General features: G+C 42.9%; 9 protein-coding genes. 5 read left to right on the top strand and 4 right to left on the bottom strand.

Features of this window, described 5'->3' with window-relative positions; translation table 11 throughout:
• Positions 1 to 47 precede the first annotated feature (47 nt).
• From G3R48_RS03365 to G3R48_RS03345, 5 genes are all read left to right on the top strand, one after another.
• Positions 48 to 230, top strand: a complete 183-nt coding sequence (locus G3R48_RS03365; RefSeq protein WP_153663102.1) for a hypothetical protein — start codon at positions 48 to 50, stop codon at positions 228 to 230.
• Between the two features lie 343 nt (positions 231 to 573).
• Positions 574 to 1,713 (top strand): efflux RND transporter periplasmic adaptor subunit, encoded by a 1,140-nt coding sequence (locus tag G3R48_RS03360; RefSeq protein ID WP_153663100.1) that lies wholly within the window; start codon positions 574 to 576, stop codon positions 1,711 to 1,713.
• Positions 1,714 to 1,727: 14 nt separating this feature from the next.
• Positions 1,728 to 5,042 (top strand): efflux RND transporter permease subunit, encoded by a 3,315-nt coding sequence (locus G3R48_RS03355; protein ID WP_153663098.1) that lies wholly within the window; start codon positions 1,728 to 1,730, stop codon positions 5,040 to 5,042.
• The gene (locus G3R48_RS03350; RefSeq protein ID WP_153663096.1) at positions 5,042 to 8,197 is read left to right on the top strand and encodes an efflux RND transporter permease subunit; all 3,156 of its coding nucleotides are present in this window, start codon (positions 5,042 to 5,044) and stop codon (positions 8,195 to 8,197) included. Before G3R48_RS03355 ends, G3R48_RS03350 begins: the two co-directional genes overlap by 1 nt.
• Before the next feature lie 374 nt (positions 8,198 to 8,571).
• Positions 8,572 to 9,420: an MBL fold metallo-hydrolase gene (locus tag G3R48_RS03345; RefSeq protein WP_228497400.1), complete on the top strand. Its 849-nt coding sequence runs from the start codon at positions 8,572 to 8,574 to the stop codon at positions 9,418 to 9,420.
• 361 nt (positions 9,421 to 9,781) lie between these two features.
• Here the strand turns inward: G3R48_RS03345 and G3R48_RS03340 are convergent, their stop codons facing one another.
• The 4 genes from G3R48_RS03340 to msbA all read right to left on the bottom strand — a co-directional run bounded on the left by G3R48_RS03340 (position 9,782) and on the right by msbA (position 13,732).
• Entirely contained in the window at positions 9,782 to 10,450 is a 669-nt protein-coding gene (locus G3R48_RS03340) for a YoaK family protein (RefSeq protein WP_153663092.1), read from the bottom strand.
• Between the two features lie 292 nt (positions 10,451 to 10,742).
• Positions 10,743 to 10,916, bottom strand: a complete 174-nt coding sequence (locus G3R48_RS03335; protein WP_153663090.1) for a Trm112 family protein — start codon at positions 10,914 to 10,916, stop codon at positions 10,743 to 10,745.
• Positions 10,917 to 11,924 carry a tetraacyldisaccharide 4'-kinase gene (lpxK, locus tag G3R48_RS03330; RefSeq protein WP_153663088.1) on the bottom strand — a complete coding sequence of 336 codons (1,008 nt, stop codon included), beginning with the start codon at positions 11,922 to 11,924 and terminating at the stop codon, positions 10,917 to 10,919.
• Positions 11,924 to 13,732, bottom strand: a complete 1,809-nt coding sequence (msbA, locus tag G3R48_RS03325) for a lipid A export permease/ATP-binding protein MsbA (RefSeq protein WP_153663086.1) — start codon at positions 13,730 to 13,732, stop codon at positions 11,924 to 11,926. Before msbA ends, lpxK begins: the two co-directional genes overlap by 1 nt.
• Between the last annotated feature and the right edge of the window lie 11 nt (positions 13,733 to 13,743).

The following is a 13,743-nucleotide window of genomic DNA, read 5'->3' as shown; positions in this document are numbered from 1 at the left end:
CAGTGCGTTATTTTTATAAGCACATTAAATTGCAAAGGAGGAATATCATGGAATTAAAACAATGCCCTAAGTGTTACACCGATATATGTGTAAACGGAAAATGGTTCCACCATGATCACCTCACGACCAATGCGTACATGCTTAATGGTTCTGAGCCTATTAATGTCGAGCTGGCTAAAGTGCCAACCACTGAAAACGAACTTATCAACATGCTCAACTCGCAATTTTAATCCTTCATCCTTTTAGCTCCACCCGCCCCCCCATGGCAACCCATAAACCCGATAGATACTTAACCATGTTTATCGGGTTTATTTTATTCACCACAGCAACCAGACAACAATCAAGATTTTTGAAGCTGACATTGCCAATGTAACCAACAGATTAATTATTTGACCATTTATTGTTAAAACCAACCAAAAATAATCACTCTTTCAGTTAGCCCTCATCAAACTAATCATATAAGCGCATGTTTTTAAACCACAAATTAAATTGGCATAGTTCCTGCTAAATGTACCCCACTCAACGCAATTGTTAATGGATTGCTATTTAATTATAAATTTGGCGGGTACTCCTATGGAAAGGTCTAATACAACTATTTTGTTCATCATCATAAGTCTTTTGTTTATTGCTGGTTGCCAGCCAAGCACTGACGATGTCGCGGTAGAAGAGGAAGAGAAAAAATATGCGATTCCAGTAGAAACAGCGCAAGTAACACAAGCTGACGTATCATCGTTTTACAGCACCACCGCCACATTAGAAGCACCTGAAGAAGCGCATGTTATGACGCGAATTGCCGGTATTATTAACAGCATAAAGGTAGAAGAAGGCGACAAAGTAACCCAAGGTCAACTTCTGGCGGTTATTGATGCTAAACGTCAAGAATTTGATTTTAATCGCTCTCAAGCGGAAGTAAAAATTATTGAACAAGAGCTAAACCGTTTAAAAAAGATGAACAACAAAGAGTTTATTAGCCAAGATGCCATGGCAAAGTTGGAATTTAAACTGCAGGCCGCCAAAGCACAACGTGACCTTGCCCAACTTCAAGTTAAGGAAAGCTTTATCACCTCACCAATAGACGGCGTGATTGCCAAGCGTCATGTCAAAGTGGGCAATATGGCAAAAGAATTCGAACAATTATTTTATGTGGTTAAGCAAGATCAACTCTACGGCATAGTGCATTTACCTGAGCAGCAATTAGCCAGTTTAGCCTTAGGTCAACAAGCCACGATTATCAGCCAGCATACTCAAAATGCAGCATTACCTAATGTGCTTGCCACGGTGCTGCGTATTAGTCCTGTTATTGATGCTCAAAGCGGAACGTTTAAAGTCACTCTAGCAATAGATAATCAAGACTCTCGCTTAAAAGCCGGAATGTTTACCCGTGTTGAGCTTAAATATGACACTCATAAAAATGTTCTCACTGTGCCATTTAATGCGTTAATTAACCAAGATAATGTCCATGCTTTATATGTGATAAACGACACGGTAGCAGAGCGTCGTGAAGTGACATTAGGCTACCGTGAGCACAACATTGTTGAAATTGTCAGCGGCGTTGATGCGGGTGAAAGTGTGGTTATTCGTGGTCAACAAAATCTAAAAGATCAATCGTTAATCGAAATTGTCACTCCCCTTGGCCAGCTTGCAAACAGCCAAAATGCTGACCAGCAAGTAAGTAAAGCAAGTAGCCAGTCAAATACCATCGCGGCTAACTAAAAACGGAGTCTGACATGTCACTTATTAAAACCTCAGTCAAACGCCCAGTTAGCGTGTGGATGCTAATGCTAGCCATCATGCTTTTTGGTGCAGTGGGCTTTACTCGCCTTGCCGTTAAATTATTACCCGATTTAAGTTATCCCACTGTCACCGTGCGCACCGCCTATGCCGGGGCTGCGCCTGTTGAAGTTGAGCAGTTAATTTCTAAACCAGTTGAAGAAGCCGTTGGCGTAGTAAAAGGACTACGTAAAATCAGTTCAATTTCACGCTCTGGGACATCCGATGTGGTATTAGAGTTTGAATGGGGCACCAATATGGACATGGCCAGCTTGGAAGTACGTGAAAAGCTCGACACCATTGATCTGCCTCTGGATATAAATAAGCCGTTATTGTTGCGGTTTAATCCCAATTTAGACCCCATTATGCGCTTGGCCTACCCACTGCCAAATGCAGATTTTACCACACTTAAACAGCAACGAACCTTTGCCGAAGAAGAACTGAAACGCCGCCTTGAGGCCCTTAGTGGTGTGGCGGCTGTGCGTTTGTCAGGTGGGTTGGAGCAAGAGGTTCACATTTTACTCGACCAACAAAAGCTGACTCAATTAAACCTTAATGCTGACGATATAAAACAAAGGATCAATCAAGAAAATATTAACGTTTCGGCTGGCAAAGTGGTGCAGTCTGACAAAGAGTATTTAGTTAGAACCCTTAATCAATTCAATTCTTTAACTGAGTTAGGCCAAGTGATTGTGTTTCGTGATGGCCAAAAACTGGTACGCTTAAACGAAATCGCGACCATTGAAGATGCTTATAAAGAACGCAGTGACATCACCCGCATTGGCGAACATGAATCCATTGAACTGGCTATTTATAAAGAAGGCGATGCCAATACTGTTGCTGTGGCCAATAAATTAAAAGCCGAGCTAGCACGCATTCATCAGCAAGAAAGTGATAATCAGCTTGAGGTAATTTACGATCAATCTGAATTTATTCAAAGCGCAGTCAATGAAGTTACCTTCGCGGCATTACTGGGTAGTTTGTTAGCCATGTTAGTTATCTACTTATTTTTAAAAGACATTATTGCTACGTTAATTATCTCAATTTCTATTCCATTTTCGGTCATTGCCACCTTTAACATGATGTACTTTGCCAACATTAGTCTCAATATTATGTCATTGGGCGGCATTGCTTTGGCCATTGGTTTATTGGTCGATAATGCCATTGTGGTATTGGAAAATATTGCTCGCTATCGCGCTCAAGGGCTGGAGAAAATTGATGCTGCGGTAAAAGGTTGTAGTGAAGTTTCTGGGGCGATTTTTGCCTCGACCTTAACCACATTAGCGGTATTTGTACCGTTAGTTTTTGTCGATGGCATTGCTGGGGCGTTATTTTCAGACCAAGCAATGACCGTCACATTCGCACTGCTGGCATCATTATTCGTTGCGTTAACCGCCATTCCAATGTTGGCATCACGCCGTGGGTTTTCAACCTTACCTAGTGAACCAGTAAACCCCGCCGTTGCACCTGTCACTGGTTGGAAAAAAGTTGCCCATTATGCGTTGTTAGTCATTAGCTTACCGATAAAATTAATTGTCAGTTATATTCCGGCGGTCTTGCTTAGTGTCACCCTCATTGTGGTGCGCTTTACTCGTTGGTTTCTCGGCCTTATTACCAAACCATTATTATGGCTGTTTGATATTTTTTATCATGCCATTGAGCGTGGCTATCATTGGTTATTAAGCGGTGCGTTAAAGCATCAAATGATAACGCTTGTGGTTGCATTAATGGCAACGTTAACATCGGCAAGTTTGACACCACGTCTAGGCATGGAGCTTATCCCGCCGATGAACCAAGGTGAGTTTTACGTTGAAATTTTACTGCCACCGGGTACGTCTGTCACCAAAACTGACCAAGCTTTACAGCAACTTGCTTTATCAGTTAACGATATGGAACAAGTAAAACACACCTATAGCCAAGCTGGCAGTGGCGGCTTAATGACGTCAGACACCGCGCGCGGAGGCGAAAACTGGGGACGTTTGCAAGTGGTATTAAACGACCCCGCGAGTTATTTAGTCGTAAAAAAAGTCCTACGTAATACAGCATCAAAGATGCCTGAACTTGAAGCTAATATTGACCACCCCGCTCTATTTAGTTTTAAAACCCCGTTAGAAATTGAGCTATCAGGTTATGACTTAGTACAACTCAAACAAGCTGGCGACACCTTAGCCAGCGCCCTAAGTGCTTCATCGCGCTTTAGTGACATCAATACCAGTTTACGTGACGGACAACCTGAAATAAGCATCCGTTTTGACCACGACCGCCTTGGCGCTTTAGGAATGAATGCGCCCACGGTGGCAAATAGAATCGCCCAGCGCGTAGGCGGCACCATTGCCAGTCAATACACGGTGCGTGATCGTAAAATTGATATTTTAGTGCGCAGTGAATTAGACGAACGCAATGACATTAACGACATTGCCTCTTTAATCATTAATCCCAATAGCGATCAAGCCATTGCATTAAGTGCCGTCGCGCAAGTCGAGATTCAAACTGGCCCATCTGCGATTAACCGTATTAGCCAACAACGGGTTGCTATTGTGTCGGCTAACCTCGCCTATGGCGACTTAACCCAAGCAGTGAGTGAAGCCCAAGCTATTGTTAATCAACAGCAATTACCCAGCGCCGTGCAAGTTAGGTTTGGCGGCCAAAACGAAGAAATGGCTCATTCATTTCAATCGTTAAAAATAGCCTTAGTGTTGGCCATTTGTTTAGTTTATTTGGTCATGGCCAGTCAGTTTGAGTCATTGTTGCACCCACTGTTTATTCTTATTGCCGTGCCAATGGCTATGAGCGGCAGCGTTATCGGGTTATTTATTACCAACACTCACATTAGTGTAGTGGTATTTATCGGCCTGATTTTACTCGCTGGGATTGTGGTCAATAATGCTATTGTGCTGGTGGATAGGATTAACCAATTACGCACCCAGGGCCATGATAAATTAACCGCAATCACCCAGGCTGCGCATTCACGTTTACGCCCAATTTTAATGACAACAATGACCACCACACTCGGATTATTACCTATGGCGGTGGGTGTTGGAGAGGGCAGCGAACTGCGTGCACCAATGGCTATTACGGTCATATTTGGCTTAAGCATTGCTACCTTACTCACCTTAGTCGTCATTCCGGTTATCTACGGTTTATTTGACCGAAAACAGTTTGCCACCCACCACGCGGACAACCTTGCAGCACAAACATCTCCCACCTTTATTGGCGAACAATCAGAGCAAGCGGTAACGGCTATAGCACCTAGCTTTGGAGGAGATAAATAATGAAACTCACCCAATTAGCACTGATGCGCCCTGTCACCACCAGCATGTTTTTTGTGGCCATTATGTTGTTTGGCATGGCTGCGAGTCGGTTATTACCATTAGAGTTATTTCCCGGCATTGATATTCCGCAAATTCAGGTACAAGTGCCCTATCAAGGCTCAAGCCCTGCAGAAGTGGAGCGGGAAATTACCAAGGTGCTTGAAGAAGCATTGGCCACCATGAGCGGCGTAGAAGAAATGCGCAGCGATTCAACTCAAGACGGCGCATCTATTCGCTTAAACATGAAATGGGGCGAAGCCGTTGCCACTAAAAGTTTAGAAGTGCGTGAGAAAATTGATTCGGTTCGTCATCTATTACCAAACGATGTCGAGCGGGTGCTCATTCAACAGTTTTCGACCTCTGACATGCCAATTTTAACCATTCGAATTTCCAGTGAACGCGAGTTATCTAACGCTTACGATTTACTTGAAAAGCAACTTCGTAAACCGCTTGAACGTGTAGATGGCGTGTCAAAAGTTACCCTTTATGGGGTTGAGCAAAAACAAATTGAAATTCGTATCAATGGCGACAGACTTGCCGCATCGGGGATCAGTAGCGCTGAGCTGCAACAACGATTAATCGCCGAAAATTTTGTCTTAAGTGCCGGTACGCTGCGAACCGCGTCTCGCGTATTTCAAGTGTCACCGAAAGGCGAATTCACCAGCTTAGATGACATAAAACAATTACCGCTTAAAACTGGCGTACGCTTAGAAGATGTCGCCAATATCAGCTTTGCTTTACCCGAAAAACGTGAAGGACGCCGTTTAGGACAAAAATATGCCGTCGGGTTGGATGTCTTTAAAGAGTCAGGAGCCAATTTAGTCAGTGTCTCTGACCGAGTATTAGCGGTAATAGAACAAACGAAACAAGATAAACAATTCAATGGCATTACTTTATTTGTCATGGAAGATCAGGCATTTGGGGTTAAGTCATCACTGCAAGATTTATTGTTGTCAGGTTTACTCGGCGCATTGTTGTCATTTGGGGTGTTGTACCTGTTTTTAGGTAATTTAAAAATGACCTTAGTGGTCGTATCATCCGTGCCTATTTCATTATGTATGACCTTAGCGGGCATGTACTTTTTGGGTTATTCACTCAATATTTTATCAATGATGGGATTATTGTTAGCCGTTGGTATGTTGATAGACAACGCAGTAGTGGTAACTGAAAGCGTGCTCCAAGAAAAGCAGCGTTTAACTGACGCGCAAACCGCTAAATCAATACTTGTTGAAGGCCAGCATCAACAACCGTTAGCGCATCACAGCGCCAACCAACAATCACTCAATAACAGTCGCCAACCAATCAGCCAAAGTGCGAACCAACGAGCACTGCTGTTGGGCGTCGATAAAGTGTCACTTGCGGTGTTAGCAGGCACCTTAACCACTGCGATTGTGTTTCTACCTAATATTTTTGGAGTGAAGGTGGAGCTGACAATCTTTTTAGAGCATGTGGCTATTTCAATTTGTATTTCACTGGCGGCATCATTATTGGTGGCAAAAACCTTAATCCCACTGATGTTAAACAAGTTTGATTTTGCTATTGGCGCGGCCAAACCCGCTGGCAAATTAGCTCGCTTTTATCAACGTTCATTACGATGGATATTAACCCGCCCTAAACGCGCTGGATTCATCGCATTGTTATTACTTGCATCCACAGCTATCCCGTTATCACTGGTTCAGCAAGACCAAAGTGATGGCGAAGGTAACGACCGTTTATACATTAACTACCAACTTGAAGGTCGCCACAGTTTAGCTGTGACCAAAGCCGTTATTGTGCGAATGGAAGATTACCTTTATGCCAATCAAGCGGCATTTTTTATCGATTCGGTCTATAGCTATTACGCGCCTGATAGCACTCAAACCACACTATTACTAAAAAAAGATGTCGATTTTGACATGGCAGACTTAAAAGAACGAATCCGCGAAGGGTTTCCCAAATACGCTATTGCCACACCTCAATTTGGCTGGGGCGGAGACAACAATGGCGTACGTATTACCTTAACCGGACGTTCCACCTCAGAACTGATATCAATCAGTGAGCAAGTATTGCCCTTACTGAGCAATATAAAAGGTTTAGTGGATGTTCGCTCAGAGGTAAATAGCGCCCAACAAGAAGTGATTGTTGTTATAAATCGTGAAATGGCAGCAAGACTTGATATGCCGCTGCCCACGATTGCCGCTAATATTGCCACTGCGTTACGTGGTACGCCACTGCGTTCGTTTAGACACGACCCAAACGGTGAGTTACGTATTGAGCTGAGTTTTGAACAGCATTGGCAACATTCGCTTGAACAGCTCAAGCAGCTGCCAATTTTACGTCAAGCAGATCGCGTTTACACCCTTGATAGTTTGGCCTCGTTAACTATTCAGCCACGCTTTGACACTATTCGCCACTATAATCGCCAAACCTCACTCTCGATTGGTGCAAACTTAGACGAGCTCTCCACCGAACAAGCGCAACAGCAAATTACCCAGGTTATGGACTCAGTTAACTTCCCTTATGGTTATGACTATTCGTTAACGGGTGGCTTTGAGCGCCAAGATGAAGACCAAGCCATTATGGCGGTGAATATGTTGTTGGCATTGGCGATGATTTATATCGTGATGGCCGCCTTATTTGAGTCATTGGTGTTACCCACCGCCATTATTACCTCAATTTTATTTTCAATCACTGGCGTTTTTTGGGCACTGTGGATTTCAATGACCCCAATGTCGGTTATGGCCATGATTGGGATTCTTATTTTAATGGGGATTGTGGTCAATAACGGCATTGTGTTAGTGGACCAAATTAATCAACAAACGCCTGACCTAGACACCTTAACTGAAGCGATTATAGCAGTATGTCAAACTCGGCTGCGCCCAGTATTAATGACCGTTGCGACTACGGTATTAGGCTTAGTCCCTTTAGCATTGGGTGACACACAAATTGGTGGCGGCGGCCCGCCTTACTCACCAATGGCCATTGCTATTATTGGTGGGCTCACCTTCTCAACCGTAACCAGCTTGTACCTTGTGCCCTTGTGTTATCAAGCGTTAATCGTGATGCGTTATAAAAGTGCGATACGCTTAGGCAAAGCTGACAACTTAGCTAAAAAACTGTTACCTTGGACAACGTAGCCTAGTTTAGGCCGTCAAAGGTAACCACTGTGTTACCGGTTGTATTGACATGGAGTCGGTTGCAAGCGCCATAGCGCTTGTGATCGTTTAATCATTTAAGTCCGTAATAGTGAGCACTTAACTGCTTGCTGGCATCGTTTTTAAACGCGATTAACTCATACTTTCACAAATAAGTATGAACAATATTCGCTGTGCTACAGGCTTAAATTACATAACGGTTTACAGGAGTAACAATGTCTTTTCTTACACAGTTACAAGCTTTGACTAACAAAAGTACGGCCGTGGTCAACACTTTGCCTACCCAACATCATCCTTTTCAATTAAGCTCATTTTTAAAGCAGTCACTCATCCTATCTTCTATAGCTGTGAGTGTGATGGCAACGAATGCTATCGCTGATGATGACCGCTTTAAAGGGGTAAAAATCACCTCGCAAAAGCTCACTGATAATGTGTATTTATTTACCGGTTCTGGCGGCAATATAGGCGTGTCATCAGGTGAAGATGGGGTGTTAATTATTGACGACCAATTTGCGCCATTAGCCGATAAAATTTCAGCTCAACTGGATGCGGTTCATCAGCAATCACCCAATGCGGGTACCACAAGCAGCAAACCTAAATATGTTGTTAACACTCATTATCATGGCGATCACACGGGTGGTAATAGCCATTTCGGTCATGCTGGTACCATTTTGGCTCACCATAATGTATTGAAAAGGCTCAGTGCCAACAGTGATATACCCAAACAGGCATTACCCGTTATTACCTATGGCGACAGTATTAATATCCGCTTTAATAATGACACCCTACACGTTATTCATTTAGGTCCAGGTCACACAGACGGCGACAGTGTGGTTCATTGGCAAGACAGTAATGTGATTCATATGGGCGATTTATACTTTAAAGATCGTTTCCCGTATGTGGATCTAAAAGGTGGCGGCTCCGTTATTGGCTATCGTGATAACATAGACACAATTTTACACACGTTAGCTGACGATATAAAAATCATTCCCGGACATGGCGATTTAGCAACAAAGTCAGAGCTCAGAGCCTTCAAGCATATGTTGGATGACAACATAAATTGGATGCAGCAACAATTAGCGCAAAACAAATCTTTAGAAGAAATACACGCAGCAGGCGTACCACAGCAATACAAAGATTGGGGATGGCGTTTTATTACTGAAAAGAAATGGATTGATACCCTGTACCAAGACCTAAGCAAATAGACTAATAAGCAAAAATAGTTAAACATCATATTGATAATGCAACCAACACTCTCTTGCTTAATATCGATAAATTGATTTGAACAAACTGATATTAACCAACTTTGATAACGGTTTGCTCGCTAACATGAAGCCTAGTGTAATGGATAAAACCACTGCGCTGGGCTTTTTAATATTAGTGATGAATGCAATACACCGTTATCTAAAATTGTTACGTGGGTAGGTCATTTGATTGTGATATTAACAGCTTAGTTAATGCTTAGTTGATAGTCAGTCACGGGCAAAATCGCTAACGTCCCCCACTAACCCGCGCCTTTAGCCTAAATATGGATAAAGGCATTGTTAAAGCAAATGCACAAGATGCTTAGCACTGCAGCGGATGATATTTAAAATACAGCCGATAAATTAGCGCCACTATTAAACAAATACTCGCCGGTAACAATAAAGCCGTAAATTGAAATAAGCTATAACAAAACGCCCCTACGGTGCCGCCAAAGATAAAGCCAACAATAATCAACATAAACAATTTAGCTTTGCGTTTATCTAATCTTTCCCCTCTTAATACAGAACCTATCATAATGCCAAGATCGGTAAAGATACCGGTCAAATGGGTAGTTCGCACCACAGCACCACTGTAGGTACTGGCTAGTGAATTTTGCAATCCACAAGCTGCAGAGGCAAAAAATTGCCCATAAAAAGACCCGTCAGATAAAAAAACAAATGAGATCACCAGCAGCAGTGCTTCAATAAATAAAGCGGTATCGTAATGACGGCCTAATTTTAAGCGGGTGCCATGCAATAAAAATCCCGCAAATGATGCGCCAGCTAAAAACGCTAACACCACCCCAAGTAGATGCAGTGTATGAGCAAAGGAATGACTGAAGAGGCTCGCACCTAGCAATGATGCCGTGCCAGATAAATGTGACACTGATTGATGCTCAAAACCAAGTAAACCAATCGCGTTGATAAACCCTGCCACTAATGCCAATACAAATGCGCCGACTTCGACCCAATTAGGTAATTTTGATATCAACCTACCCCCTCTTTCTCATTCCATCTCATTCACTGTCTAACCACCCCTTTCAAACATACAGCAATATGAGTTTAATTGAGAGTCGTGGTTAATGGGCGATACGGTAATATAAATATCAACCAAAAAACGTGAACTAAACACAACAGTGTTGAATCTTTAGCACGAATGTCATCTAACAATTACCAAAGTCAATGATAAAGGCTGAAAACAAAAAACGTCACTCAAAGTGACGTTTTTAATCGGCGAGCTAACTGACGAGCATTTATTGCTCGCAGCACTGCTGCGCGTCTAATTATGACTCAAGCGGCAAAGCTCGATTTTCTAGTAACACCGGAATACCTTCGGTTATAGGGTAAGCAAGTTTGTCGGCTTTACAAATCAGTTGGTCGTTTTCTTTATCATATTCCAACTTTCCTTTGCACACAGGACAAGCCACAATTTCAAGTAATTTTTTATCAAAAGCCATTTAAGATTCCTTAGTTAGTCCTTGTTTTGAACTCGCCACTTTTTGTACGCGGTTCAATAATGCATGATCAAACTCTGTAGTCAGTTTTGCATTTACCGGTAAATACCACCAGTGTTGCTTAGCAAAAGCGCGACATTTAACCGCATCTTTTTCGGTCATTAATAGTGGTGTGTTTGCCGCTAAGTTATTTAGGGTTGCTTCGTCAAAAGCTTGATGATCATCAAACGCTTGAATCTGGTTTAAGGTAAATCCCAAAGCAGGCAAACTGTCAAAAAAGCGCTGCGGGTTACCAATGCCTGCGATAGCTGTCACAGGTTGTTGTTTATCAAAAGGTGACTGAACATCAGCACACAGAGCAACGGGCGGCATTGGCGTTAAGCTCATCAAAATCTCATTTGATTGGGCCGGTCCGCCATTATTAATTATCCAGTCAATGGTTTTCAATCGAGAAACACTTTCACGTAATGGCCCAGCAGGGATTAACCACTGATTACCATAACGGCGCTGGCCATCTACTAAGGCGATTTCAATGTCACGCCCTAGCGCATAATGTTGTAGGCCATCGTCGCTAATAATCACATTAACATTAAACTGCGCTAATAATTGTTTTGCCGCATCAGCACGTTTTGCGCCAACAACCATCGGCACTTGAGTGCGGCTAACAATTAATGCAGGTTCATCACCAACATCTGCAGCTAAGCTCTTAGGTGTCACCGTGGTGATACCTTGCGCGCTGCCACCATAACCGCGGCTAATAACGCCGGGTTGATAACCGTGTTGACGCAGTAATTCAATTAAATAAATTACCGTTGGGGTTTTACCACTGCCACCAGCGGTTATATTCCCCACGACAATCACTGGTACAGGCAATTGAGTTGGCTTTTTTACTCCAATGGCATATAAGGCTTTGCGCAATCCGCTAACTAGCACAAACAATGCTGAAAACGGCAACAAAAACCATTTAGCCCCATGACCTTGATACCAAATTTTATTCACCCAATGCTGCATTATTCACCAAACTGCATTTGATAAAGGTTGGCATACATGCCTTTTTGCTCAAGCAATTGCGCATGGTTGCCACGCTCTTTGATTTCGCCTTGATCAACCACCAAAATTTCATCGGCGCTTTCAATCGTCGATAAACGATGAGCAATAACAATGGAGGTTCTATTTTGTCTTAGGTTATCTAAGCCTTGTTGAATGGCTTTTTCTGACTCAGTATCTAAAGCTGAAGTTGCTTCATCTAAAATCAAAATCGGAGCATCGCGCAGCATGGCACGCGCAATAGCAATACGTTGGCGCTGACCGCCTGAAAGTAACACGCCATTTTCGCCCACTTCGGTATCAAGTCCTAATGGCAAGGTATCAATGAATTCCATGGCATGGGCTAAGGTCGCAGCTTCCATAATTTGTTCGCGAGTCACTTCACCTGGGTAAGCATAAGCAATGTTATTGGCAATGGTGTCATTAAATAAAGTCACCTGTTGAGACACTAGCGCCACTTGGTTACGTAATGACTTGAGTTTGTAATCATAAATACTGGTGCTATCAATACTAATGTCACCGCCTTCAAGATCGCCATAAAAACGGGTCACTAAACTGGCAATCGTTGATTTTCCCGAACCCGAACGCCCAACCAACGCGGTGGTTTTTCCGGGCTTAACTTCAAAATTAATGCCGTTAAGCGCACACGACTCTTGCTCAGGATAACGAAACGACACATTGTCAAAACGTAATAAACCATCAACACGTTTTACTTCAATGTCGCCTTCATCTTTTTCAGGTTTTGTATCTAATAATTCAAATACGGTGGTACAGGCAGCAATACCGCGCTGAAATTCTGCGTTAATTCGGGTGAGGTTTTTAATCGGCTGCAACATCGCAAGCATTGCACCTAAGATGGCAGCAAAAGTACCCGCGGTTAAATCAGCAGCCATGCTATCCCAGCTTGCAGCATAAAGCACAAACGCCAGTGCAAAAGAGCCAATAACCATAATGACGGGTTGGCTGACCGATTGCGCCACAGCCAGCTTCATATTTTGATAACGGTTATGATCGTTAACTTTATAAAAACGTTTGATTTCGGTTTCTTGACCACCAAATGCCAACACATTTTTATGGCCTTTGATCATTTGCTCTGTCGTGGCAGTTACGCCGCCCATAGCCGATTGAATTTGCTTTGAGACTTTACGGAATCGTTTACTGACCACACTAATCACCACGCCCATTAACGGACCGATGACCAATATACATAACGATAATTTCCAAGAATAAAAAAACATAATCGCTAACATGCCAATGACCGTCATGCTATCGCGGACAATGGAGATCAAAGCACTGCCTGATGCCCGAGCAATTTGCTCTGTATCAAATGTCACTCGGGAAATTAAGTTACCGCTATTTTCACGGTCAATATAACTTACTGGCAGACGAAGGTAGTGCTCAAACACTTGTTGACGCATGTCCATGATCAAGCGCGCACTGATATAAGACACACAATATGTCGACACGAAGTTGGCTAATCCGCGTAATGAAAACATAAAGATAACCACGAAAGGTGCCATCATTAAAATGTCATTATCGGCACTAAAACCTTTGCTGGTAGGCATATCGATATCAATACCGGCAACGGTAGGTGCACTTTGGGCAAACCCTTCATCAATAAACGGCTTTATAAACGCGATAAAGCTGGCATCGACCGCACCGTAGGTTAATAACCCAAGTACCGCAAAGATAAACATCGACTTCATGGGAAGTACGTATGTCATTAAACGCTTAAAGACGACCCACATTTCATTTTTCGGTTCTGACGACATGAATTACTTAC

The sequence above is a fragment of the Shewanella intestini genome, from assembly GCF_018221465.1.
GTDB lineage: Bacteria > Pseudomonadota > Gammaproteobacteria > Enterobacterales > Shewanellaceae > Shewanella > Shewanella intestini.
The sequence above is the reverse complement of the archived record's forward strand: the minus strand, read 5'-3'. Positions and strand labels throughout refer to the sequence as shown.